A 26,726-nucleotide genomic window follows, 5' to 3' on the forward strand; every position below is an offset into this window, starting at 1 on the left:
TATGTCATCCCGTCACCCCACCCCGAAGGGCGTACCCGCGTCCGCTGCCGATCAGGCCCTGCGGCCCGTGTCGGCTGAACTGTCCCGCCTCACCGCCCGCGACCTCTGGCTCATCGACCTCCTCGACGAGCACCAGGTGCTCGCCACCGAGCACATCGCCTCCCTCGGGTTCACCAGCCTCCACACCGCACGCAACCGCCTCGCCCTCCTGCACCAGCGCGGCGTCCTCGCACGATTCCGCATCCACGTACCCGCAGGCACCCAGCCCTACCGCTGGTGCCTCGGATACCTCGCCGCCTGCTACCTCGCCGAACGCGACGGCCGCCCCGTCCCGAGGCAGGCGACCGTGCAGGCACGGGTCGACAGGCTCTCCGCCCGCAGCGACCTGCAGCATCTGCTCGGCGCCAACGGCTTCTTCGTCGACCTCGCCTACCACGCCCGCCACAACACCGGGACGGCCTTGAACGCCTGGTGGTCAGAGACCGGCATCCGCCGCCGCAACGCCACCGGCGACGGGCTGCGCCCCGACGGCTACGGCCACTGGCAGCACGACGGCCGGCACCGGCAGTTCTGGCTCGAATACGACCGCGGCACCGAAACCACCAAACGGGTGATCGCCAAACTCGACGGCTACGCCCGCCTCCACCGCGTCCTGCAATACGACCACGCCATCTGCATCCGCATGCAAACCCTGAGACAGGAAAACGAACTCCACACCAGACTCACCACCCACCCAGCCGTCACCGGCGGGCTGCTCACCGTGGCCAGCATGAGCGGCCACGGCCACCCCGCCGGAACCGTCTGGCGCATCGCCGGAAGCGACCCCTCCCGGCGATGGCGGCTCGCTGAACTTCCATCTCCCGGAGCCAGCCCGTGACCACCAGCGCCGTCCCCCGCCCGTCCCGCCCAGCATCCAGCCGACCGGAGCCCTCCATGCCCCGCCCCACACCCCGGCCCGCCACCCGGCCGACACGAACCCGACGCCCGTCCCGCCTCCAGCCGCCCTGGCTGCGGCTCCCGGCCCCCGTCCCAGCCACCCGCTGACCACATTCCAACCAGACCACAGCACCGAGCAAAGGAGACGCCTTGTCATGACTGCTCTCGCCCGGCCTCGCCCCGCTTACCCTCGCACCGGAGCCCCATGCCGTCCACGTCCCACCCATACCCCGACCACAAGCCGGACCCGCCGCCGCGCGTACCCAGGCCCCGCCAACCCAGCGACAGCAGGACCACCCGGCCGAGCAACACCGATCTAGCCATCCAGGAGGCCATCAGCAAGATCCTTCACAACGCGCCGCCGCTGAGCCCACGGCAACGCGAGCGCCTCGCTGACCTGCTGTCGGTCAGCACTCACATCGTCCGCCGATAACCGCCGAAGGGGCAGGCAGCGACCCGTAGTCGCTGCCTGCCCCTTTTCCTGCGTATGTAACCTTTCCTCCTGAAAGTGCGATCGGCAGCGCTCCGGCGCTGCGGGGTGTCGCGGTTTTCTGTCGTACCCCGGTACTAGCGTTCTTTGTGCCCCCGCAGGCATCGTCCATCGGTGTCAGGGGAGGCGCTGTGCACATTCACGAGGTTCTGGGCCTGAAAGACCTGCTGGCTGGGCTAGCTGAAGGCTCGCTGACTGTTGGTGGCCCGGCCGCCCTCGACGGCGTCATCGCCACATCCACCGCCGCGCTCTTCAGCGATCTCTGCTCGGCTTCCGCCCGCTCGATTGATGGCGGAGGACTCGCAGTTCGCGATTGGCGACTTTCGCGGAGCACGCTATGGCGGGGCCAGATGCTCAGGCCGGAAGGCGGGGCAGTGAACTGGCATCGGATTGCGGCGATGCTGGCCGGTGGCTGCGGGGTACGCCCCGCGTCATGTCCGAGCTGGCGCTGGGAGAGCATGGGCGGCAACCGCCTGGAAGTCGCCGTCGTGTTCACTGTGCCGGGCTTCCCTCGTTTTCGGCCACTGATCTGCGGCCATCGGCGGCATGTGCCGGTCAAGGTCCTGGTCGCCGGTGACCTTACCGATGAGGATCTCGTCCGTGTTCTGCGTCTCGATGACGCCGAGCGGGGTGTCCTCCTGCCCGACCTCCTGCGCGTGCAGCGCCACCTGCGCAGTGTCTCGATACCGATTTTTGAGCTGACAGCCTCCGGGCCTATTCCTCCCGTTCCTGCCCGGACGGGGAATCTAGCTCGGCCGGGGCTCAAACGCGCGCCGACCGCGGAACCGGCGGGCAACGCGACAGCGACGCAGCCGAGCAAAATGCGGCGGGTCATGCTCCTCGCACGGCGGTGGGGGTTCGACGACAGCGTCACGCCCGAGCTGTTCGAGGAACTGCTAGCCCGGGTGACTCCTCGTGTGACCGCCCTGCCGGTGGGCGCGCCGGCCGCTCGGTGTGTTGTGGAGTCCGCCGTCGCGCAGGTGACCGGAGCCTGCTTGTCGACGATGTCGTATCTGCGGGACCGAGGACTCGTCTCGAAGTGCCTGATGCCCCGGCCGGCCGCGATCGAGGTACTGCTGCATATGGCGGCCAGGTTTCCCGCAGCAACTCAGAACGATTTCGCCGGCTACTGGCTGGCCCTGACCTCAGCAACCGGCCGGTACCGCCGCCGGGAACGAGCCCAGGGCGACATCGCTGCCATCCATCGCGCACCCGGCTGGACCGAAGCGCGTGCGGCACTCCTCGCCCGGATGGGCAGTGCCAGCCCGCAGGGGCTCGACAGGCAGACGCTGACATCGCGCGGCCGGCGTGCGGATCCCGGCCTGGCGTCGCTGTACGCGCAGGCCTGTGTGGCTTCGACGGTGCGGGTCGTCGATCTCGCCGACCCGGATCGGGTCTTCCCGTTCGCCAACATGGAGCTGGTAGATCTGTGGCCTGGTTCAGGCGGCCCGTCACTGGCGTCATGCGCCGTCGCCACGGCGGACACCGCGCGGATCCTGGCCGAGCACGGCGGCTGGACCCGGGCCGCCTACCACGCCCTTCGTCCTGCCCGGTCAGTCCTGGATTCCCAGCGCATCCCCATTCCCCCCGCCTCCGATGCAGGCTCTGACACCGCGGCCCTGGTCAAAGCGCGCGGCGACGAGCTCGCCGACATGATCGGCGCATTTCTCGTCCGGGAGGCGCGCAGAGCCCTCCCCGGCATCCACTCCGGGAAGGAATTCCGCCATGATGCGCGCTGACGCACCGCAACAGGTTCGTATGTTCATCAACGCCGCCGCAGGCCGAAGCGTCGCCGGGTCCCTGGACCAGTGGCTGGCGGGCGCCTGCGGGAACGGGGGCCGCCGGGTCACTCTGGTTACGAGTTTCGTGACGTACGGCGGGCTCATGCTCCTCGTTCCACGGCTGCGCAGACTCATCGAGACCGGGTGCCAGGTCCGCCTGCTGATCGGCGTTGTCCCTGACGAGCAGGCCGAGATGATGTACCTCCCGCACACCACCGACGCGCGCGCAGAGAAGGTTGAGCGGCGTTGTCAGCACCTCGGCCGTGTGCTGCGCGCCGAGCTCAACGAGACACCGATCAACAGTGAGCGGTTCGCGCTGCTGCAGGACCTGGCCCGGCTCCTCGCTCACCCGCTTATGCAGGTCGCGGTGTACAAGAAGGGGTATCTGCACGCCAAGGCGGTCATCACAGAAGGCGGCGGCCGGACGCGGGCGGTGATCGGCTCCTCGAACTTCACTCTCGGCGGGCTACGTTCTAATCAGGAACTCAACTGCGAGATCGGCGCGGAAGAGGCCCGGCAGTCTGCCGGGCAGGCTGACATCTGGTGGGGTGGCAGCGCCCCGCTGGACCTCGCCGGACTGATCGGCCAGCGGCTGGTCGCGTTCCCTCCGGAGCTGACGTTCCTGCGGTTCCTGCACGAGGCGTTCGGCGAGCACGTCAACGCCCAAGGCGGACCGCTGGTCGCGCTCAAGAGCCATCAGAGCGACGGGCTGGCCCAGGTCCGCCGCAAGTGCCTGCTGTACGGAGGCGCGCTGATCGCCGACGAGGTGGGCCTAGGCAAGACGTTCATCGCCGGCGAGATCATCCGCAACCCGCCAGGAATATTCACCGGCCCTGCGCTGACCATCGGGCCCGCCAACTTGGAAGGCATGTGGATGCGGCACATGGCCCTCTACGGCATCCAATCTGAATACCGCAGTTACGAGAAGATCGGCAATTCTTGGCGCGCGGTACGCGATCATGGGCACCGGTGGCCCGTGTACGGGGTCGTCGTCGTGGACGAGGCGCACAACCTGCGCAATCCGCTCACCGAGCGGATGAGCGCGGTGCGGTCGCTCCTAGCAGCCCAGCCGAGCAGGCCGCTGGTCCTGCTGCTGACCGGCACACCCGTCAACAACGGTGCCGAGGACCTCTTTGAACTCCTCGCGCTCGCCGACCACAGCCTCGAACCGCACTGGCAGCGTGGCCGTACCTTCACCCAGGCCCGCTCACTGGAACGCAGCCCCACCGGGCGCGAACTGGCCGACCTGTGCGAGCAGGCCAACGCCGGGCCGCTCGGCGAGCTGGACCGCCGGTGGCTCGCCCAGCAGCTCACCGACCGGATGCTGCGCCGTGACCGCGACCTCATCCGTTTCGCCTACCCAGAATCGAACCTGGCCTTCCCGCACCTGGAACACCAGGCGATCGGATACCAGCTCACCTCCGGCATGAGGCGGCTGTTCGTCGAGGTCGTCGAAGCGATGGGCTCCGAAGACAAGCTCCCCGGCCACCTCGCGACCATGCTCACCACCCTGGGCAAGGACACCCGCCCGCACAAACCGCTCACCCTCGCCGTCTACCAGAAGGACACCTACCGGCTCGGCGGCGGCGGACCCGACAACCCTCAGCTCCTCGGGCTGCTCCGCGCCATGCTGTGCAAACGGATCGAATCGTCCCCAGCCGCCTTCGCCGCGACCGCCGCCAACATGGCCACCACCGTCCGGCAAGCCCTCGACGACCTCGACCACGGCATCGTGCGCATCAGCGAACCGTCGGCCCGGCAACGATTCATCGACACACTCACCGGCTGGGAACCCGACACCCCGCAAGATGCTGGCACAAGGCACAGCCTCGCTGGCGAGTCCGATGACCTTCTCCGTGGATACAGCGACGGCTCAAGCACCATCTACCCCGCATCCGAGTTCGACACCGCCGCGATGCGCGCCGACCTCGAACATGACCTGGACCGGTTGTCCGCCCTGGCCAACGCTGCACGGCACCAGATTCCCCACGATCCGAAGAAGAGGGAAATCCGCGACCTGCTCCTGCGACTGCTCCGGCAGCCAGAGCGCTTCAAGATCGTGGTGTTCGCCAGCGCCCGCGAGACCACCACCGACCTCGGCGACTACCTCCAGCACCTCGCCGACACTGACCCCAAGTTTCAGCGGCTCCAAGGACGCATCGCCAACCTCGGCACGAAAGACCGGCCCAGCCCACGCCAGACCGAAGACCTCATGGCCCGCTTCGCGCCCGACACCGCCGGCCACAGCCCGCGCAACGGGACCATCGCACCACCCAGCGACGACTTCGACGTCCTGATCTGCACCGACGCAATGGCCGAGGGCGTCAACCTCCAGCAAGCCAGCCACTGCGTCCACTACGATCTGACCTGGAACCCCCAGCGCATGCGCCAGCGCGCCGGCCGCCTCGACCGCGTCGGAAGCCACCACAAACACATCACCTGCTGGACGATCCTCCCGGACAAGATCATCGACGTCGTCCTGGGAATCATGGACATCCTCATCCGCAAAATCGACATCGCTGCAAGAACCGTCGGCGTGTTCGCGCGCATCCTCCCCAACACCAAAGCCAACGCCACCTACACCGAACTCCTCTACCGGCTACGCCACCCAGAAGAAGAACCCGAACCACCCGAACTCCTCGACCGCGACAACAACTGGTGGCACGCCTGGCTCGGCGACGCCCACCGCAACCCCGCCATCAAAGACGCGATCCTCAACTACCCCCACTGGGCCGGAGCCGTCCACCCCCGCACAGCCAAAGAGCCCAGCGTCGTCTACTGCTTCCGCGTCACCAGCGCCACAACCCCACCACACCACCAGGCCGCCTTCGCCCAAGCCTTCGCCGGCCCCCGCGACGGCGCCGTCGTCACCGACGACGACGCATGCCTGCGCGCCGCCCTGGTCGACCCCACCACCTGGATGAAAGACCTCACCCAGGCAATCGACCCCACCGACTACCCACCACTGGACGACCGGCACCTCTACCTCATGGCCACCAACCTCGACCGGGCACGCGACGCCGTAGCCGAAGCGCACAGCATCCCGGCCATCACAGCGGACAGCCGCATCCACCTCATCGCATGGATCGTGATCCCTGGCCCTGAGCTGACGAAGACACCAGCAGCATCTAGCGCCCGGCGGCACCGGCACGCACGCTGAGAGACGCCATCGAGCAGTACCCCGGCGCGACGCGCTCCGCCGGGATGCTGCCTGCTGAACGGGCGGGCTGCGGCGTGACTCACGCCGGACAACGCCACCTGGGCAGGCGGCATCCCCGGTCGGCCGGTAGCGGGGAACCAGAGGTACCTGGCAGTCACAACCGTGGCTGCCAGGAGTGCCCTGGGGCTAGCCTCGCTCGATCTCGCTCAAAAGCAACTGGAGGGACAGGCTGGCCTTGCCGCGCAGCGAGGCCATCGATTGGCGGGCATGGGCCACTCCGCCAGCCCTGTCGCCGGCCTTGACCATCATCAAAGCTGCGTGCAGGTCGGTGTGGACACCAAATCTGGGCAGTTCGCCAGGGCGGGTCTCAGCTGCCGTCTGCCCAGCCCGGATGGTCTTGCCGCTTCCGAGGCGGGCGTAGGCGAGCGAGGCGGATGTAGCGATGCGCCAACCCGGGATCGCATGGTCAGAAATCTGCTCACTGTCATTGACCTTGTCGAAAGTGCGCCACGCGAGGGTGAGCTGCTCTTCGCATTCGGCCGTGTTGCCGTCCAGAGCTGCGGCGTGAGCGATGGCCGTGTGGGCGTTGATCTTGCCAGTACTGGGCTTGTCCGACAGCGCGAGTGCCTGGCGGGCGAGGACACGGGCCTGGGCCGGGTCGCTTCCTTCGTAGCCGAGCTGCAGCGCGACACGGCCACGGGTCCACACCCTCACTGCGGTGTCACCGGATCGGTCAGACGCGCTCAGCGCGGCGCCGTACCAGCCGAGAGCGCGCTCGGAACCGGGCATGGTCTTGCCGTAGGTGTTCAGCAGGTAGGCTGCCACGCCCCACAGCGCTGGCGATTCCGACTGGCGCTGGAGATCGATGAGGTCAGCAGCCAGCCTGGTTTGCAGCTCAGCAGCCGGGACGCGCATGTACTCGCGCCCGTACGCTGCGGCCTTGCCTCGCCAGTCATCGAGGGACGTCTGGGCGGTGCCGGGCTCCTGGAAGCTCTTGAGGATGTGGCTGGACAGTGCGAGCGGCACGACGGCGCCAGCGGCGCCGGTGAGTAGTTCCCTGCGATACACGGCGTCTCCCAAGACTTGCTCGTACCGGAACCGGATCTCTGGCGTCAGGGTGCGCAAGCCCCGCTCCACCCTGGAAAGCAAGGACTCGCTGTAGAACGTCAGCGCGGCCATCTCCTTGAGGCTTACGCCAGCCGCGAGACGCGCTGTTCTCAGCGTCGCACCATCTCCGGTCATCCGGTATCACCCCCGCGCTTTGGCAAGTCTTGGCAATTTCCCGCTCGTTCCCCGATCCTGCCTCGCAGGCCAGGCTGAGTCCATAGCGGACGTTCCCGACCCAGATGATCAATTCAGATTCTTCCGTTACGGGCTCGCCTGGACATCAGCTGCCCCTGCGGCGGCGCGAGGACAGCCAGGCGGGCGCACCCGGCTCCGGTGTGACCAGGGAGGACTACGAAGCATGCTGCACCTGACCACAGAACAGCACCAGGAACTGGGCGCGCAGATCGCCGAGTTCACGGCGATCTATCCACCTTCCAACCTGAACGCTGTGATCTATGCCCACAGCGGCGGCCACTTCGCGCACGGTGAGAGCCTTCCAGCCGGTTCCCTCCTGATTGCCACACGCGGGGAGGTGGAAACCCTCATGATCGGCTACGGCTTCCTCCCGATCGAGTTCGAGGAGAGCCCGGACCGGCTGGCTGAGTTCACGGACCTGGTATGCGGGCCGGCAGGGCCGTGAACCGCCGGCCTGCCATGAGCGCAGCTTGGAGGGCCGCCCGGCGGCTGGCGAGCCTGGCGGCGACAGGCTTCCTCATCGCGTTCGCTTGCGGGCTGCTGTCCGCAACCGCGCTGACAGCCGGAGCCTGGCTTCGGTGACCTCCACCCGCGCCAGGGCGCCACCGGATCTCGCAGCTTACATCGGAAGTATGGGCTATCCCGAGCAATCCGCCCACCAGGGCAACTGCAGAGAGTGATAGTCCTTTGTGGTTCACGCAGACATGTTGATGACGGAAAGTATTGATTGCGGCGGCTGTCAAGGGTCCGTAAGGTTCCCAGGCCACCTGTTGCTGTCTGAGATCCGGGGAGGGATCTAGGTGCTATTGCGCCGTGGCTTTGCCGTGCCCATTTTCGTTACGGCTATTGCCTTTTCACTATTACCGGGCGTACCCGTCCTGGCCGAGCCAGGGCCAGACGCTCCCTCGCTGAACGAGGCGGCTGCGCCAGTGCAGCCGGTCGTCCCGAAGACACTGCCCGCACAGCCCATGCCCGCCTGGCAGGTACCGGCTGAGTCGTGGCCTGTGCCTGGCGCGTATGAGGCGGAGGTGCCGGAGCTTGCACCGGTCACGCAGGCGGGGCAGGCTGCCGCGCCCGCCGGCGAAGGCGGCACGTCGGCCGGTGTGTGGTCGAGGGCTGGCACGTCGGCGTTCTCGGTCCGTGCGAATGCCACCACATCGACGCTGGCTGCCCGCGAGCCCCGCACGGCCAAGGAGGCCGCTGCCGGGCCGCCGGCTGCTGTGAAGGTCATCGTCGCCGACCGCGCGGTGGCGAAGAAGGCTGGTATTCCCGGTGTCATGTTCACCGTGAAACGCTCCGACGGCATCACCACGCCGGGTCGTGTGGGTGTGGGCCTGGACTATGCGGGGTTCGCTCAGGCGCTGGGTTCGGACTACGCGTCGCGGCTGCGGATTGTCGCACTGCCTGGGTGCGCGCTGACCACGCCGGAGCGTTCCGAGTGCCAGGTGCAGACGCCGCTGCCGGACTCGGGCAACACGTGGGCGGACAAGCGGGTGTCGGCGTCGGTGACCGCGTACGCCGATCAGGGCTTCTCATCGTTCGCTGACACACCGTCGGGTGCGTACGCGGCGACGACCGGGCCGGGGTCATTCGCGTCCACGCCGCTGTCGCAGGCTGGTTCGTGGGCGGCGGGCTCCCAGTCGGGGGATTTCTCGTATTCGGTGCCGATGGGTGTGCCGAAGTCTGCGGGCGGTCTGGATCCGAAGGTCGCGCTGTCGTACTCGTCGCAGTCCACGGACTCGCGCACCCTCGCCACCTCCGGCCAGACGAGCTGGGCCGGCGAGGGGTGGGACCTGGCGATGGGGTTCATCGAGCGGCAGTTCACCTCGTGCACGGGCATGCCTAACCCGGGGGACCTGTGCTACGCCTCCGACCACGTCACGATGAGCCTCGGCGGCAGGTCCACGTCCCTGATCATCGACAACAATACCGGCCAGTTCAAGCCTGTGAACGACGACGGGTCGAAGGTGGAGCGCCTCAATGGTGCGGCCAACGGCGAAGGCGGTAACGGCGAGCACTGGAAGATCACTACGGTCGACGGCACGCAGTACTGGTTCGGGCTCGGCGGCCGGTGGGGTGTGGACAACGGTGATGTCACCAAGTCGGCGTGGATGACCCCGGTGTGGGCCACACAGTCGTATCACCGCTGCTACAACGCCAACTACGCCGATTCCCATTGCCGGCGGGCGTGGCGGTGGAACCTGGACTACGTCCTCGACGCCAAGGGCAACTCGATGACGTTGTTCTATGAGCGGGAGCAGAACTGGTACGGCGCCTACAACAACACCATCCCCTACCTCGTTGACCGGGGCGGGTACCTGTCGCGGATCGAGTACGGCACCCGCCAGGGCGCCGAAGGCGGCGGCGCGCCGTACCGGGTGCTATTCGCCCCGGCGGAGCGGTGCTTCGTTTCGGTGTGCAGCGGTAACAGCGCCGGCTGGCCGGACACCCCGTGGGACCTGTTCTGCTACTCGACTGGCTGCCCGAACAACCAGTCACCGACGTTCTGGACCTCGGTACGCCTCGCCTCGGTGACTACCCAGTACTGGGTTCCGCCCAAGGACGGCGTCCCGGGTTTCTACCAGCAGGCCGATCAGTGGCGGCTTAAGCACTGGTTCCCCGATCCGGGCGACGGCACAGCGCCGTCGTTGTGGCTCGGGTCGGTCGAGCACACCGGCGGCTACTCCGGCAACAGCCTCGACTCACCGGTCCTGTACTTCGATGGGCAGGCCAAGCCGAACCGGGTGGACTACAACACATCAATTGCTGTGCCGCCGATGAACAAGTACCGGCTGTTCCGCATCACGCCGTCCACCGGCTCGCAGACGATTGTCACCTACGACGCCAACGACACGTCCGGCGTGGGCTGTTCGGCGACGCTGATTCCGCAATCGGCTGTGGCGAACGACCGGCGGTGCTTCCCGCAGTACTTCACCCTGGACCCGAAGAACACCACAAACGGCACCGGATGGGGCTGGTTCCACAAGTACGTCGTCGCATCCGTCAAGGAAGTCGATGTCACGGGCGGCAGCCCGGACGAGTGGTGGACGTACAACTACAGCAACGAAGGCTCCAGCACCACGGCGCTGTGGCGGCACGACGAGAACTACACGCAGTTCGACTACGGCAAGCGTTCCTGGAACCGGTGGCAGGGCTACACCACCGTCCACACCTGGCACGGCGCCGGCAGTTCCGTGGAGTACTCCACGAAGCGGTATTTCCGGGGCATGCACGGAGACCGGGTCAACGGCAGCGGCGGCACCCGCAGCGTCACCCTGACCGACTCCTGGTCCAATGTCCTCACCGACTCCCTGTGGCTCGCTGGTGTGGTGCGGGAGGAGTACGTCTACGACAACTCCGGTGCCTCACCGCAGGCACGCCGGCACATGGTGTACGTGCCGTATGAGATGAACACGTCGTGGCAGCCCTACTGGGGCGGGTACTCCGGATACCAGGTCCGCGAGAAGGAAATCATCACCGGCACCTACATCGCCGCGGAAAACCGGTGGCGACAGGCGAGGAAGCAGTACGCCTACGACTCCTACGGGCTGATCACCAGGACAGCCGACCTCGGTGACAGTGGCACCGCCGACGACGTGTGCGTCGACACCAGCTACGCCCGTGACACCGCCCGGCATCTGATCGACTACGTGTCGCAGACACTGACGACGACATGTGCGGCGAACCCAGCTGATGCCGACTACCTCGGCGGCAGCCAGATGAAGTACGACGGCAGCAACTATGTCGGCGCGGCACCGGTCAGGGGCCTGGTCACCCAGGCCAACTCCCTGCACCGTCCCGGAAGCACCATCGAGTGGTGGCAAATGGCCACCGCCACCCACGACTCCTACGGCCGCGTGCTGACCGCGGCCGACGCGCTCGGCCGCACGACGACCACCACCTACGGCCCGCAGGACGGCGTGCCGACTGACCGCGTCACTACGAGGAATCCTGCCGGGCACGAGACCACGACCACGCTGAACCCCGGCAGCGGAACACCGCTGACGATGACCGATCCCAACGGCAAGGTCACCACAACGCAGTACGACCCGCTCGGGCGCCTGGTCAGGGCATGGGGTGCGAGCCGGCCTGTAGCGGCGGTCCCGGACGTGGCCTACACCTACCAGATGCCCTCGTGCGGGTACAGCAACGGCAGCTACACCTGCTCGCCCACACCGTCGGTGAAAACAGCAAAAATCGGCCCCAGCGGCGGCACCATCGACTCCTACCAGATTCTGGACGGCCGCCTGCGGCCACGCCAGACGCAAACCATCACACAGGACGGTAATGCGTCCATCGCGGATCAGGCATACGACGCGGCGGGCCGGGTATGGCTGACCAACGCCTACAAGGCGGCGGTGTCCCCGTCCGGGACGCTGTACGGCACACCTGATGTCAACGTACCCATCCAGCACGTTATCGCCTTCGACTCACTCGGCCGGCCGGTCTCGGACACGCTGCGCAGCAGAGGCGTGCAGGTCTTCCAGACCGTGACAGCCCACGATGGTGACCGTGTCACGCTCACCCCGCCGTCGGGCGGGACCGCGACGACCACGATCAAGGACGCACGGGGCAGAACGACAGCACTGCGCCAGTACCTCGGTTCCCAGCCTTCAGGCACCTACCAAGAATCGATCTTCGGCTACGACCGCCTCGACCACATGACATCCGTCAAAGACACCGAGGGCAACACCTGGACCAGCACCTACGACCTCCTCGGACGCGTCACCGCGAAATCAGACCCCGACGCGGGCAGCGTGTCGACGACCTACGACGCGGCGGGGCAGGTCACTTCCACCACTGACGCACGCGGCGTGAAACTCAACTACAACTACGATGCCCTCGGCCGCAAGACCGGCGTCGTGCGCGACGCCGCCGGGAAACTCAAGCTCCTCGCATCGTGGACGTACGACACCTTCGCCAAGGGCCAGCCTGCCTCGTCTGCCCAGCACGAGGGCCCCGACAGCTGGATCACCAGCGTCACCGGCTACGACAACGCCTACCGGCCTACTGGTACATCAGTCACGGTGCCAGCATCCCAAGGCACCCTGGCCGGCACCTACACCACCACCATGACCTACAACCCGGACGGGTCACCAGCAACCGTCACCTTGCCCGCAGCGGGTGGGCTGCCCGCCGAGACTATCACCTACGGCTACACCTCCACCGGCCACGCCCTCACCATGACCGGCCTGGACACCTACCTGTCGAACACGTGGTACTACCACGACGGCGGCGTGTACCAGCGCACCCTGGGCACAGGCTCCAAGCGCGTCAAGATCACCACCAGCCGGGATGACGCGACACTCCGCCTCGACGAGGTGACCTTGTCCCTCGAGGGGGGATCGGGCTCGTTCATCGAGGAGTACAAGGAGAAGTACGCCTACGACCCTGCCGGGAACGTCAGGGGCATCACCGAGACGAAGGGCACCACAACCGCTGGGACGCAGTGCTTCGCATATGACGGCCTGCGGCGCATGACCGAAGCATGGGCCACTGGTGCCAGCACATGCCAGGCATCCCCGTCGCAGGGCATCATCGGCGGCGTGGAGCCGTACTGGAAGTCCTACACGTTCGACAAGGCCGGCAGCCGCAAGACGGAAACCAGGCACAACAGCAGCGGCGACACCGTCCGCACCTACACCACCCCCGCCGCACTCGCGGCGAACCCGCACTCGCTGACGAAGATCGACACCAAGATCGGCGCTGGCGCGGCGGCGACGACCGACCAGTTCACCTACGACGCCGCAGGCAACACCAAGACCCACAACGACAAGACGTTCACCTGGAACGACCTCGGCAAGGTCTCGGCCATCAGCAACGGCACAACCACCTCGGCGTACGTGTACAACGCCGACGGCGGGCGGATCATGCGCGCCGACAGCTCCGGCCGCACCGTCTACCTCGGCGCGCTGGAACTGCACGCTGACACGCTCACCAGCAGCCCCGTTGCGACCCGCTACTACTCCTCCGGCGGCGTCATTGCCGTCCGCACCACCACCGGCGGCCTGACATGGATGGCCTCCGACCACCACGGCACCGGCCAGGCCGCCGTCAACTCCGCCACCCTCGCCGTCACCCGCAAGCGCACCGACCCCTACGGCGCGGCACGCGGCACCATCCCCGCCGCCTGGCCTGCGCAGCGCGGCTTCGTGGACGGCGTCAGCGATCCCGACACCAGCTACATCCACATCGGAGCACGCCAGTACAACCCGGCGACCGGCCGGTTCCTGTCCGCCGACCCCGTCTTCGACGTCAACGACCCGCAGTCCTGGCACGGATACGCCTACGCGAACAACGCCCCCGCAACCAGCTCCGACCCCACCGGCCTGCAGCGCGATAATGACCTGGAAGGCCGCAGCTCGATCTACACCGTGGAGATCGGCGACACCGGCACGTTCTACTCCGAATGGGACGACGGCACCGCGACCATGGCCGGGTTCTACGTCGAACCCGAAGCCGTCGACGACATCGACAGGTTCGTCACAGCCGTCGCCCAGCAGGCGGACGAATGGAAAAAGACCAAGCCCAAGACCGATCCGATCGTCGCCGTCGCCGTCGGGATCCAGCAGGTCTGCCGCAGCAGCGCCAACAGCAGCTTCCACTGCGGCCGTACAGGCATGATAGACCAGGCAGAAAAAGCCCTGTGCTTCCGCACCAACTCCTGCGAATGGCGGATCATCGACGACATCAGCGCCACCGCCGTCGGCGTGCTCGCCTACTGGCAGCACACAGGTCCCACGTTCCGCCTCGGCCGTAACCGCGGCTCCGCCGGATGCCACAGCTTCGACCCCGCAACCCCCGTCCTCATGGCAGACGGCACCACCAAACCCATCGCCGACGTCGAAACCGGCGACGAAGTCACCGCCACCGACCCTGAAACCGGGCAGACCAGCACCCAGCCCGTCACCGCAGTCCACCGCAACGAAGACATCCAGCTCACCGACCTCACCCTCACCACGGAGGCCGGTAGCGACGTCACCCTCACCACCACCTGGAACCACCCCTTCTGGAACCAGACCACCAGCGGCTGGACCGAGGCTTCAGACCTCGAACCCGGCGACACCCTCGCCACCACCACCGGCGAGACCATCACCGTCGCAGCCATCAGCAACTACATCAGCACCCGCGACATGCACGACCTCACCATCGCCACCATCCACACCTACTACGTCATGGCAGGCGGCACACCCGTCCTCGTCCACAACACCGGAGGCTGCACACCCAGCGCAGCAGCAGCCGCCATCAGCAACCTTCGCGGCAAGATCACCAGCGGGCAGATGCTCGACTCCGAAGGCAAGCCCATCGGGGCAGGAGTCAGCAGCGGCAGAGACGAATCAAGCGCAAAGATCAATGAGTTTCTCAGCCAGCAGCCGGACGTCGCGATGCCCCCGCGGGGCGCGCAGCATCCGGCAGCCGATCACGTGGAAGTCAAATTCGCTATGTGGATGCGGGAAAACGGCGTCACGGACGCTGACGTGATCATCAACAATCCCCGGGGCGTGTGCGGCGGCCCATACTCCTGCCAGGTGGCCGTGCCCGCTATCCTGCCGAAGGGGGCAACTATGAGGGTGTGGTACCCGGGCGCAACGACGCCCACAGTGCTGACGGGCAGGGGCTGACATGATTCTGAACGCCTTCATCCACGGGCAGTTGAGCTACGCGGAAACCTGGCCAGATATGCAGGCATTGATCGACGAAGCCCTGTCGACATTGGAAGCGGAGTCGCTTAGTCCGCACTATGACCCTGGTGAGGACGCCTGGTTCATGCTGTCAGACAGGCGGCACACAGGTACAGGGGCGGACTGGCCGCAACTGATGCTCCACGTTTCGGTGAACAGGGCAACTGGCTACGGTGCTGTCATCTGGCTTGCCTCCGGCGACTACCCTGGCGAAGGAGACATCTTTGACAACGCCTGGGTTTCCGACAACCCGCAGCCTCCAGCCTTCGACCCCCGGGTTGTTGCCAGCCCGGGCGAGCCGCGGTTCCACGACCCCAGGAGTACAGTGCCCATCGAACAGGTGCGTGCTGTGCTTGAGGAGTTCTGCCGCACGGGTACCGGGATGCGGCCGGAAGGCGTCAGCTGGGCACGGAGCGAGCTGAACGGCATCCGTTTTGACGGTGACAACACAACCGGCGCCGCAATCGACCGCTGATAGCCGGCATCTGCGGGTGCTCCTGAGCGGGCACCCGCAGCTGTAGCCGAATGATGCAGGAGCCAGCTGCCCGATTCAAGGCATGGCCGTCGTTCCGGCGGCTCATGCCGTTCGGTACGTGGCCGGGGTGGAGATGGTGATGGTCTGGAAGTTCACCGGCTCTCCGGCGGTCCCGAAGGCGCTGAGGACGATCCCGGCTGCGCCGGCGGCGGCGGTGATCTCGGGGTTGACGAAGGACAATGTCACGGTCGCCACGGGGCTGTCGTCACCGATGTCGAGGACGGGCTGCCACGGCGCGAGGGCACGCAGCACCTGCTGGACCCCAACGGGGTGCACCGGATACCCGCTGAGGGTAACGACCGTGACGCGTGCGATCAGCTCGACCGGGCTGGCAGGCTGGGCGGCCAGCCAGCGCTCCTGCGCGGAGCCTGCCTGTGCGGGAGTGCTGAACGGGCCGAGGACAACGATGTCGCGGGCTCCCTGCCGGGTCTTGCTGGCAATCTCCAGTGTGGCTTCGGCCGACAGCGGCGCGCTGCAAGCAGTGGTGACGATGAGCTGTGCCCATGGCCGGGGCTGCCCGCCGGGCGGGTCGCTGTCGGTGTGGTAGCCGGCGATCCAGTATGTGCTGGCGGGCACCGCCGCCCCGGAGTCCCGCCGAGGGATCGGATCGGTCACGGTAGTCAGGCCCTTCGGCTCGCGGGATTGCAGGCAGGTGCGGCGTGCGATCGGCGGTGGTGTTCTTTGCGCAGGGTATGCGGCTCTGCGGCTCAGCTGTCGGTGTCCTCGCGCAGGCGGACATCCACACCTGCCGGGTCGAAGCCTCGCCCGCCGCGCGGGGCGGTGAGGATCCGGACCGTGACCAATGTGTTGATCACCAGCTGCTGGTGGGCGAGTCCCAGTCCTTCCCACACGGCTTCGATCTCATCGGCGTCGGCCTCGATCAGCGGCTTCAACGGCGAGTCCACGCTCGCCGGGGTCAGCAGCGCGTCGATCTCGTCCATGCGGGCCTTGCCGATAGCGGTCGCTTTGATCAGCTGCGCGCGGTCGATCAGCCCGAGAGCCTTGTCAGCGGCCATCTCATCCAGGTTGGTGCGGATCGCCTTGCGCTCGGCGCGCAGCTCTTTCACGTCCACCTCCGGCGCGGCGGGCCGGAGCAGGTCGATAGCGTCCTCCCGCAGCATCCGGCCCAGCACCACGCCGACGACGAGGGCGTCGACGTGCTTGACGGAGCGGATCAAGTGCGCCTTGTCCTTGCACTTGTAGGCCGGCGCCTTGTTCGCGCGGGTCACCTCGCAGAACACCGGCCGTTCCAGCGACACAGGCGTGCAGATCCCGCACATGTACACCCCGCTGCCCAGCCACCGCGGCGCCGGACCCGGCCCAGACTGGCGCGCCGGGTCGCCGAACTTGTCCTGCAACGCCCGGAACACCTCGACCTTCACGTACCCCTTCCACGGCGCGTCAGCGACCTCCTCACCCTGGTACACCATCCGGCCGATATTGCGAGGACGCAGCAGCAGATCCTTCAACGTCGCGGCCGTCATGTCCGCACCCGTCACTGTCGGCAGCCCGCGCCTGCGCCACTCCGCCGCCAGGCTCCGCAGCGACGCACCCTGCAACGCCTTGATCGAGAAATCGTTCACCAGCTTCGTCTCCGCCTCGATCAGGGTGATCCCATCGTCTTCATGCCCGAACGGGCGCCGCCCGCCCGCGAACTCACCCGCCAGAGCCTGCCGCTCCCTCGCGGCCGACACCCGCCGGGCGGTGTCGCGGGAGGCTTTGTTGGCCATCGCGACCATCACCCGCGCCATCGTGATATCCGCATCATTCGCCAGCCGCAGCGAACCCGTCACCGACTCCACCTGCACCCGGGGCTTCGAAGCCTCCACCACGTCGATCAGATCCTCCAGATCACGCGGGTCACGCACCGTCCGGTCCAGATCCAGAGCCAGGAACCCGTCAGCCTCACCACGAGACAGCATGTCCAGAGCCTTACGGAACCCCGGCCGCACCGTCCGCAGCTCCTTACGCCCATCCGGCAGCAGAATCTTCCGCCGCTTGAACGCCGACGCCGCCCGCGTCTTCCCCTGCCCCGGCGACAGATCATTCTCCACGATGATCTCCCGCAGAACCCACCCCAGAACCTTCGCCTTCTCCGTGATCCGGCCCTTCTGATCCAGGTTCCCCTTACCCTCACCGTCATCCGTGAGATCCTCTAACCGCAGGTCAGACAACCTGACATACCCAATAGCACTCGATGGCTTCATCACAAGATCAACCTAGCAATGAAACAACGTCACAACTACGGAATCGGCAAGACCGCGCTGGCCGTGCACTGGTCACACCGGGTCAGGGACCGCTTCCCCGACGGCCAGCTCTACGTGAACCTGGCCGGCTACTCCCATCTCCCGACCGTGGGGCCGGTGGAGGCGCTGACCAGGTTCCTGCGCGCGATGGGTGTACCGCCGGAGAAGGTCCCCCTCACCCTGGACGAGGCCACCAGCATGTACCGGAGCATGCTCGCCGACCGCCGGATGCTCGTCCTGCTCGACAACGCCGTCGACCCGGAGCAGGTCAGGCCGCTCCTGCCGACCGGGCCGGGCAGCCTCGCCCTGATCACCAGCCGGGACCGGATGGCCAGCCTCGTCGCGCTCGACGGCGCCCGCCGGCTCACCCTCGACGGGCTCAGCCCCGCCGAGAGCCTCGACCTGCTGTCCCGGGTGATCGGCCGGGCCAGGGTCGCCGCGGAACCGGAGGCGGCCGCCGAGCTGGCCGGCCTGTGCGGCCACCTGCCACTCGCGATCCGGATCACCGCCGCGCTGCTGGCCGACCAGCCGGGTACGACCATCGCCCGGCACGTCGCCGAGCTGCGCGAGGGTGACCGGCTCGGCACGCTCGCGCTCGGCGAGGACCCGACGGCCTCGGTCCGCGCGGCGTTCGACCAGTCCTACGAACGGCTGCCGGCCCAGGCCGCCCGGCTGTTCTGGCTGCTCGGCGCGCTGCCGTGTGCCGGGTTCGGCGCCGAGGTCGCCGCGGTGCTCCTCGGCGTCCAGCAGGACACCGCCGAGGGCCTGCTGGACCAGCTGGCCAGGACCCACCTGATCGAGCCGGCCGGCCAGGGCCGCTACACCTTCCACGACCTGCTCCGGCTCTACGCCGCAGAGCTGTCCAGCGGGCAGTCCGATGTGGAGGACAGCCTGGCCACTGTGTACGCCTGGTACGCGCACACCCTGTCGGACACGATGCTGACGATCTTCCCGCTGACGGAACGGCGGGTGCTGCCCGAGCTCCGCCCCGGGCTGCCCCAGGTCGCCTTCGACGAGGTCCCTGGCGCGCTGGCCTGGCTGCGGCAGGAGTCGGCCAACCTCATCGCGATCGCCCGGCACACCGCGGAGCACGGCCCGTACCCGGCCTCGTGGCTGCTGATGGACCTGCTGCGCGGGTACCTGATGCACCACGACCCGGTCGAGGGCTGGCGGGACACGGCGGAGGCCTGCCTGCGCGCCGCCCAGCGAGCAGGCAGCCACCAGGGGCAGATCGCGATGGAGCTCAACCTGAGCAACCTCTGGTACGCCCGGGGCGAGAGCACCGCCACCATCGAGCACTGCGCGAGGGCGATCGAGCTGAGCCGCGAGATCGGCGACCAGATGCTGCTCGGCACCGCCCTGAACATCCAGGGATCCGCCTACCTGCACAGCGGCCTGCTCGACGAGGCAGCTGACGCCTGGGCGGCCGCCGTGACCGCCTACAACGCGGCCGGCCGGCCGGGCAGCGCGGCGCTCGCCAGCCTGAACCTCGCGATCGTCGGCATCGAGCGCGGCCGGCTCGCCGAGGTGGCCGCCAGCCTGCGCACAGCGCTCGACCAGGGCAGCTACCCGGACCAGCAGCCGGAGCGCGCGGCCCGCCTCATGCTCGGCATCGCCCTGCGCGAGCTGGGCAGGTTCGAGGAGTCCGCTGAGGAACTCGCGCACGTGACCCGGCTCTACGCCGCGCACGGCGACTCCTACGGCGAGGGACAGGCGCGGAGCGCGGCGGCGCACACGCTGCTGATGCTCGGCGACCACGCGGCAGCCCGCGAGCAGGCGGTTCTCGCGCTCGACATCATCCAGAAGCCGGGCGCGCAGTTCGGTGAGGCGTACGCCCAGGTCATCCTCGGCATGATCCTCGAAGCGATGGGCGATGAGGCCGGGGCCGGGCACCAGGCGGCAGCCCTGCGGCTGGCCAGGGAGACCGCTCAGCAGAAGGCGATCGTCCAGGCGCTGATCGGCCTGTCAGCCGTGCGCATCCGGGAGGGGGCGCACGACCAGGCGGTCACCGAGGCGGCCGAGGCAGTCGAGGTCGCTGTCGGCCTGGACTACCGCATTCTGGAGGCACCGGCCCGCGTCGCCCTGGCCAGGGCACTCCTCGCGGCCGGCGACCGACCCGGCGCGGCCGAGCAGGCCCAGCGCGCTCTCGCCCTCGCGCAGGAGATCGGGCAGCTCCCCGTGGTGGAGCGGGCTCAGGCCTTGCTGCCAGCCACGGAGTAGCCCAGAGTCCGCTACTCGCGCCCGCCGATCGCGTCAGCCGGCGCTGGCCGCATCGCGTACCGGGTGGCCAGCCGCATCGCTCCCCAGGCGAGCGCGACGGTCAGCGCCACGATCGCGAGCAGCCCGGCCGGGGAGAAGCTGGGCACGGGCGACCCCGTCAGCCCGAGGCTGTAGCCGGCCAGCGGCGGGATCGCCGCCACCAGCCCGGACAGCAACGCGGACGACACCACGATCGCGGCCTCGGCGTTCACCATCGAGCGGACCTGCCGGCGGCTCGCACCGGCGAGCCGCAACATGGCGAACTCGCGTACCCGGGCCCCCGTCGCCATCACCAGGCTGTTCACCACGGCGATGGCGATGTATCCGAGCAGGACGGTCTGGAACAGCAGGTTGAGTGCCCAGTCGCCCGGGCCGCCGGAACCGGGTCCGGCCAGGAACGCCTCCCGCCCGCCGACCCGGACCGTCGGGTACCGCTCGACGGCGGCGCGCAGCGCACCCGCCAGCCCCTTCGCGTCCGCCCCGGCTGCCGACCTGATCAGCACAGCGCTGTTGACCTGTGCGGTGGTGTGGGTGACCACGAGGTCGTTGGGCAGGGTGACGTCCGCGAAGCCCAGGCCGTTCTCGTAGATCGCCACCACGCGCGGCCTGATCAGCGTGCCGTCGCCGAGCCGCAGTTCGGTGGTACCGCCGGCTTTCGCGCCGATGGACTCCGCGACGATCCGGCTCAGTGCCACAGCCGCCTCGCCCCGCAGGTTCACGATGTCGCCCTCGATGACCGCGAGGTCCATGGTCTCGGAGAGCCCTTCGGGGGTGACGCCCTGCGCGGAGAAGGCCTTGGTGGCGGTGCTGTCCTCGGACGGGAAGGTCAGCAACACCCGCGTCCGGGCCACCGGCGTCACCACCGCCACCCCCGGCACGCCGCGCACTGCGGCCACGACTTCCGGGGACACCCCCGTGCCCGACGACACGGTCAGCACATGGTCGGCGCGGAGCCCGTCCTCGGCCTGCTGCTGCGCAGCGACGATCGCCGTGGAAGCTGTGAACACCTGCACGGCAGCCAGGGTCACGCCCACGGCCAGCGGGGTGGTGGCCGCGCTGAGCCGTCTGTATCCGGCCCGGGCGTTGGCCTGCGCGAGGAAGCCGCTGGCCGAGGACCACCGGCTCACGATCCAGCCGGACGGCACGAGCGTGCCGCAGAGCAGCACCGGCCCGAGGCAACCGAGGGCCACGACGAACAGGAGTACCGCGCTCGCAGCCGTATCGGCCGCCGAGTCTCCTCCCGACGCCACGTTGCCGAAGGTCAGCAGGAACCCGAGCGGGACGAGCACGATACCGAGGCCGAGCCGGACCCAGCCGAGCTTCCTGGGCTCGATCGCCGCGTCCGCGAGGGCCTCGACCGGGCTGACCCTGGCCACCCGGCGCGCGACCAGCCAGCCGGCGACCCGGGCGCTGGTCACGCACAGCAGCAGCGCGGCGAGGACCGGCAGGAATCCCACGCGCACCTGGAAGTCCGGGGGCATCGCGCCAGCGAGGACGAACACGCCGCGCATCACGAACGCGAGCGCCACGCCCGGGACCGCGCCGGCCACCGCGCCAGCCGAGGCGACCAGGGTCATCTCGGCACCGATCATCCGGTGGATCTGCCGGGGCGTCGCACCGATGGCGCGGAGCAGGGCGAGTTCCCGCCTGCGCTGGCGTACCGACAGCGCGAGGGTGCTCGCGACCACGAACACCACGATCAGGACCATGGTGCCGCCGAACGAGGCCGCAGTCTCCACCACCAGGCTGCGGGCGTCACCCACGTCCAGGAACTCGACGTCACCGCGCCCCGTGCCGGTCCGGGCCATCACGCCCGGCACAGCGGCGGTGATCCTTCCCGCCAGCTCCACCGGGTCGGCACCGGGCGCGGCGAGCACTCCGATGGCGTCCACCCGATCGGGACGGCCGGACAGCCGGGCCGCCTGATCATCGGTGAAGAACACGGCGGACTGCCGGACCAGCCCGCTGCCCGGGGCGGTGGCGATGCCGACCACGCGGTAGGAGGACGGGACCGAGCCGGCGACGAGGCGTACCGTCGCACCGACCCGCACACCACCACGCGCGGCAAGGCCGGCGTCGAGCACCACTTCGTCCGAAGTGGACGATGCCCGGCCCTCGCTCACCCGGAACGGCGCGAGGACAGCGCTGGACCAGCCGTGCCCGAGTACCGGAAAGCCACCCGGCCCGCCCACAGCCTCCCCGCCCGGCCCCAGCAGGCTGACCTCGACGCTGACGTCACCCACAGCCGACTGGACTCCCGGTACCGCCGCGACGGCCGCGACCGCCCCGGCCGGCAGCGTGACCCGCTCGCTGTACCGGACCTCGGCGGTCTCGTCCAGCCAGAAGGACTGCTCAGCGCCGGCGACCACTGCCGCGCCTGAGTACCGCTCGGGCTGGACTCCGGCACCGAGCCCGGACATCAGCAGGACGCCGCACGCAGTGATAACCGCCGATCCAGCGGCGATCGCGAAGAACGAGCCGGCGAACCCGCCCCTGCGCCCCTTGATCGTGCTCCACGCCAGCGACAGGTCCCTGCGCGACGGCACGACGACGCCGGCCAGGCGCCGCACGAGGCGGATCACCATTCGCCCAGGTGCGTCATGCGTGCCGCGACCTGCTCCGGCGCAGGCCGGGCCAGTTCGCCCGCCAGCCGCCCGTCGGCCAGGAACACCACGGAATCCGCGTACGAGGCGGCCACCGGGTCATGCGTGACCATCAGCACCGTCTGCCCCAGCTCGTCGACGACGCGGCGCAGCAGTTCCAGAACCTGCCTGCTGGAACGGGTGTCCAGCGCGCCGGTCGGCTCGTCGGCGACCACGACGTCGGGGTGGTTGATCAGCGCGCGGGCGATCGCGACCCTCTGCTGCTGACCGCCGGACAGCTCGCCGGGCCGCCGGTCGAGGTGCTCGGCCAGGCCCACCGCACCGAGTACCTCGCGCAGGAAGGCACCGTCGGCCTTCCGGTCAGCCAGCCGCAGCGGCAGCGTGACGTTCTCCGCCACGGTCAAGGACCCCAGCAGGTTGTACGCCTGGAAGACGAACCCGATCCGATCCCGCCGCAGCTCGGTCAGCTCGGTCTCCGACCGGGTGGACAGGTCCACGTCGCCCAGCACGACCCGGCCGGCTGTCGGCTGGTCCAGGCCGGCCGCGCAGTTCAGGAACGTGCTCTTACCCGAGCCGGACGGCCCCATGACGGCGGTGAAAGTACCGGACAGGAACCCGGCCGTCACCGCGTCGAGCGCCCGCACCGTGTTCTTCCCCGACCGGTACTCCTTCGACACCGCGTCCAGCCGCACCGCGTACTTTCCGTCCTTCGTGGATCTCATGCTGTCCGACGTTAGGTTCGGCGGGCGGCCCGGCCCGATACCCTCAGCCCCCGGATCTGAGCTACAGCTGGCTGTAGTGGCAGGCGCGGCGGGCACCGGGCAGACTCGACGCGGCGAGGTACAGCGAAAGGATCTTTGGTGGCGTCGGGGCAACGGTGGCGACAGGCTCGGCGCAGCTGCACCTACCTCCTGGGCTCGTTACTCTCCGGGGTCGTCACCATACTCGCGCTGCCGCTCCTGCTCGTCCCGAATCTCGCGCGGCGCTGGGCGGACCGGCACCGGGCCCGCGCGGCCCGGCTGCTCGGGGCACCGGCCGTTCCCGCCGGCGGCAGCACATCCCGTTCCCTGCTCTGGCTGCCGGTGAACGTCGTGGCCGGAGTGGTGCTCGGCCTGCCGGCGCTGCTGTGCGCGGGCAACATCGTGGTCGCGCTGATCGCCACTCCACTGTGGTGGGCGTTCCGGCTGGAGGATCGGCCACGGCTGTTCGTCGACGTCCCCGTGACCGGCTGGCCGACCGCCCTCACTCTCGGCCCGCTCCAGATCCTGTTACTCGGCCTGCTGGCGTACCTGTGCTTCCCGCCGGTCGCCCGCGCGCACGCCCGGATCTGCCTGCTGGTGCTGTCGCACACCGCGAACGAGCAGCTCGCCGAGCGCGTCGCCGTGCTGACCCGCAGCCGCGCGGACGTGCTCGACGCGCACGGGGCCGAGCTGCGCCGGATCGAACGCGACCTCCACGACGGTACCCAGGCCCGGCTCGTGGCGATCGCGATGCGGCTGGCCGTGGCGCGGCAGGCCTTCACCGACAACCCGCGCGACGACGAGTTCGTGGCGGGACTCCTCCAGGACGCCCACACCGGAACCGAGGAGGCGATGGCCGAACTCCGCGAGGTGATCCGGACCGTGTACCCGCCGATCCTCGCCGACCGTGGCCTCACCGGCGCCCTGACGGCGGTGACGACCCGGTGCGGCGTGCCGGTCCGGCTGGACATCGGGGAGCTGGAGCGCGTTCCGGCGGCCGTGGAGGCCGTCGTCTACTTCGCCGTCGCCGAGGCGCTCACGAACGTCACCAAACACAGCCAGGCGACCGAGGCCAGCGTCCGGCTGAGCCGCACGGCCGACCGGCTTTCGGTAGTGATCACCGACAACGGTACCGGCGGCGCCGACGAGGGGCGGGGCACCGGCATCACCGGAATCCGCGGCCGGGTACTCGCGCTCGACGGCACCATCGACATCAACAGCCCGGCCGGCGGGCCGACAGTCATCACCCTGGAGCTGCCATGCGGGTAGTGATCGCCGAGGACAACGTACTGCTGTCCACCGGGCTCGAGTTGCTGCTGGGCCGCGCGGGCTTCCAGATCGCGGCGGTCGCCGTCGACGCACCCGCCTTCCTCGCCGCCGTACGGGAACACCGGCCCGACGTCACGATCGTCGACGTCCGGCTGCCACCGTCGTTCCGCGACGAGGGGATCCGGGCGGCGCTCCAGGCCCGCAAGGAGCACCCCGGCCTGCCCGTCCTGGTGCTGTCGCAGTACGTCGAGCAGCAGTACGCCGCCGAGCTGCTGTCCAGCTCCGCCGGCGGGGTCGGCTATCTCCTCAAGGACCGGGTCAGCCGGGTGGACGAGTTCGTCGACGCGGTCCGCCGGGTCGCCGCCGGGGGTACCGCGATGGACCCCGAGGTCATCGCCGGGCTCGTCCAGCGGGCCGGCGACCCGATCGCCGCCCTCACCCCGCGCGAACGCGAGGTACTCGCGCTGATGGCACAGGGCCACGACAACAACGCCATCGCCGGGCAGCTCGTCATCACCGACAACGCCGTTCACAAGCACATCGGCAACATCTTCGCCAAGCTCGGCCTCGCCGTGACCGACAGCGGCCACCGCCGCGTCCTCGCCGTCCTCGCCCACCTCAACGCGGCAGGCACCTGAACACTCGTCGGCGCCTCATGGGCGGCCGCCTGGCCACTAGATGGCTGATGTCTCATCCCGGGCGCACGATGTAAGAGAAGTTTGACAATCGGGTGTGGGTGCGGCACCCTGAATATGTCAAAGAACTCAGACATTGCCAGGGGGCAACCCATGAGAAAGCTGAACCGCTGGGCGATCGCCCTTCCGGCCGGCATCGCGCTGGCGCTGCTCGGCGGCCTGATCGCCGCGTTCGTCGCCGACGACCAGAAAATGATCACCTTCATCGCCTTCGCGATCACCACCTGGCCGATCTTCGCCGGCGTGATCTGGGCCTTCCTCCCCGATCCGGACGCCCCGCGCAACCCCGAGGACACCGTCGAGCACGCGTGGAAGCAGCGCGCGGCCTACGGGGCACTCGTCGACCTGCTCACCGCGATGGCGCTGGCGCTGGGCGCGAAGTACGCGCTCGGCGCGCCCGACATCCCGCTCCAGGTCTTCCTCGTCCTCGGACTGGCCGACGCGGGCGCGCGCTACCTGGTCGCCGCGCGGCGGGGGGCGTAGGGATGCGCAACCGGGTCGCCGAGCTGCGCGCCGCCGCTGGCCTGTCCCAGCAGGCATGCGCCGAACGGCTCGGGATCACTCGCCAGACGGTGATCTCCATGGAGAAGGGGCACTTCGACCCTCGGCTGTCGCTGGCCTTCCGGGTGGCCGAACTGTTCGGGGTGGGGATCGGGGAGGTCTTCTTCCCCGAAGGCCAATAGACGGCCGGGGCAGGGCTGGGCCCCGCTCACCGCTTGGATTGCGATCCTCGTGAGGCCATGCACCACAGCGATCAAGCCTGCGAGATCCACAGCCAGCCCACCCCAGAGGGGCCGCTACTCAGGCCCGCCTGCCGTTTCACCGCATGGCGACGTATCAGGTGCCTGATTTACTCACCACACAGGAAAGGGCGTAGATCTCAATGAATGAAATCTACGCCCTGACCTGCACTTCTTGGTAGCGGGGCTAGGATTTGAACCTAGGACCTCTGGGTTATGAGAACTTCGGGGACCGTCTCACCCGTTCGCACCCATTGTTGTACGTGCAGGTCACGAGCCTCACGTGAC

At 68.6% G+C, this 26,726-nt stretch carries 16 protein-coding genes; 11 read left to right on the top strand and 5 right to left on the bottom strand.

Translation table 11 applies throughout. The features are described from left to right. Position 1 precedes the first annotated feature (1 nt). The 3 genes from A3G1_RS0120900 (at position 2) to A3G1_RS0120920 (ending at position 6,367) form a co-directional block, all read left to right on the top strand. A complete protein-coding gene (locus A3G1_RS0120900; RefSeq protein ID WP_245563552.1) occupies positions 2–877 on the top strand; it encodes a replication-relaxation family protein in 876 nt (291 codons plus the stop codon). A gap of 680 nt (positions 878–1,557) precedes the next feature. Beyond that, positions 1,558–3,165, top strand: coding sequence for a hypothetical protein (locus A3G1_RS40665; RefSeq protein ID WP_157641259.1), 1,608 nt, complete (start codon positions 1,558–1,560; stop codon positions 3,163–3,165). 19 nt (positions 3,166–3,184) lie between these two features. Continuing rightward, positions 3,185–6,367 carry a helicase-related protein gene (locus tag A3G1_RS0120920; protein ID WP_018351438.1) on the top strand — a complete coding sequence of 1,061 codons (3,183 nt, stop codon included), beginning with the start codon at positions 3,185–3,187 and terminating at the stop codon, positions 6,365–6,367. 186 nt (positions 6,368–6,553) lie between these two features. On the opposite strand, the gene A3G1_RS0120925 is transcribed toward A3G1_RS0120920, so the two are convergent. Further along, a complete protein-coding gene (locus tag A3G1_RS0120925) occupies positions 6,554–7,609 on the bottom strand; it encodes a helix-turn-helix domain-containing protein (RefSeq protein WP_018351439.1) in 1,056 nt (351 codons plus the stop codon). Positions 7,610–7,832: 223 nt separating this feature from the next. Between A3G1_RS0120925 and A3G1_RS0120930 the strand changes: the two genes are divergently transcribed. From A3G1_RS0120930 to A3G1_RS35955, 3 genes are all read left to right on the top strand, one after another. Continuing rightward, positions 7,833–8,114 (top strand): hypothetical protein, encoded by a 282-nt coding sequence (locus A3G1_RS0120930; RefSeq protein ID WP_018351440.1) that lies wholly within the window; start codon positions 7,833–7,835, stop codon positions 8,112–8,114. A 583-nt stretch (positions 8,115–8,697) separates the two neighbouring features. After that, on the top strand, positions 8,698–15,291 hold the full coding sequence (locus A3G1_RS35950; RefSeq protein WP_245563554.1) for a DddA-like double-stranded DNA deaminase toxin: 6,594 nt from the start codon (positions 8,698–8,700) through the stop codon (positions 15,289–15,291). 1 nt (position 15,292) lies between these two features. Further along, positions 15,293–15,826: an Imm1 family immunity protein gene (locus A3G1_RS35955; protein WP_018351442.1), complete on the top strand. Its 534-nt coding sequence runs from the start codon at positions 15,293–15,295 to the stop codon at positions 15,824–15,826. Positions 15,827–15,928: 102 nt separating this feature from the next. On the opposite strand, the gene A3G1_RS0120945 is transcribed toward A3G1_RS35955, so the two are convergent. Both A3G1_RS0120945 and A3G1_RS39740 read right to left on the bottom strand, forming a co-directional pair. Continuing rightward, positions 15,929–16,501 (bottom strand): hypothetical protein, encoded by a 573-nt coding sequence (locus A3G1_RS0120945; RefSeq protein WP_018351443.1) that lies wholly within the window; start codon positions 16,499–16,501, stop codon positions 15,929–15,931. 92 nt (positions 16,502–16,593) lie between these two features. Beyond that, positions 16,594–17,940 (bottom strand): recombinase family protein, encoded by a 1,347-nt coding sequence (locus A3G1_RS39740; RefSeq protein ID WP_245563555.1) that lies wholly within the window; start codon positions 17,938–17,940, stop codon positions 16,594–16,596. 171 nt (positions 17,941–18,111) lie between these two features. Between A3G1_RS39740 and A3G1_RS35960 the strand changes: the two genes are divergently transcribed. Next, a complete protein-coding gene (locus A3G1_RS35960; protein ID WP_018351445.1) occupies positions 18,112–20,352 on the top strand; it encodes an NB-ARC domain-containing protein in 2,241 nt (746 codons plus the stop codon). Between the two features lie 11 nt (positions 20,353–20,363). Here A3G1_RS35960 and A3G1_RS0120960 read toward each other — a convergent pair whose 3' ends face one another. Beyond that, positions 20,364–22,961, bottom strand: coding sequence for an ABC transporter permease (locus A3G1_RS0120960; protein ID WP_245563556.1), 2,598 nt, complete (start codon positions 22,959–22,961; stop codon positions 20,364–20,366). Positions 22,962–22,969: 8 nt separating this feature from the next. Next, positions 22,970–23,716: an ABC transporter ATP-binding protein gene (locus A3G1_RS0120965; RefSeq protein WP_018351447.1), complete on the bottom strand. Its 747-nt coding sequence runs from the start codon at positions 23,714–23,716 to the stop codon at positions 22,970–22,972. Between the two features lie 138 nt (positions 23,717–23,854). Here A3G1_RS0120965 and A3G1_RS0120970 point away from each other — a divergent pair, with 138 nt between their 5' ends. The 4 genes from A3G1_RS0120970 to A3G1_RS0120985 all read left to right on the top strand — a co-directional run bounded on the left by A3G1_RS0120970 (position 23,855) and on the right by A3G1_RS0120985 (position 26,381). Next, positions 23,855–25,003 carry a sensor histidine kinase gene (locus A3G1_RS0120970; RefSeq protein WP_018351448.1) on the top strand — a complete coding sequence of 383 codons (1,149 nt, stop codon included), beginning with the start codon at positions 23,855–23,857 and terminating at the stop codon, positions 25,001–25,003. After that, complete coding sequence (locus A3G1_RS0120975) at positions 24,994–25,641, top strand: response regulator (RefSeq protein ID WP_026212345.1); 648 nt, start codon at positions 24,994–24,996, stop codon at positions 25,639–25,641. Before A3G1_RS0120970 ends, A3G1_RS0120975 begins: the two co-directional genes overlap by 10 nt. 150 nt (positions 25,642–25,791) lie before the next feature. After that, positions 25,792–26,181 (top strand): hypothetical protein, encoded by a 390-nt coding sequence (locus A3G1_RS0120980; RefSeq protein ID WP_018351450.1) that lies wholly within the window; start codon positions 25,792–25,794, stop codon positions 26,179–26,181. 2 nt (positions 26,182–26,183) lie between these two features. Continuing rightward, on the top strand, positions 26,184–26,381 hold the full coding sequence (locus A3G1_RS0120985; RefSeq protein WP_018351451.1) for a helix-turn-helix transcriptional regulator: 198 nt from the start codon (positions 26,184–26,186) through the stop codon (positions 26,379–26,381). The last annotated feature ends 345 nt before the right edge of the window (positions 26,382–26,726 follow it).

The organism is Longispora albida DSM 44784 (genome assembly GCF_000379825.1).
Taxonomy (GTDB): domain Bacteria; phylum Actinomycetota; class Actinomycetes; order Mycobacteriales; family Micromonosporaceae; genus Longispora; species Longispora albida.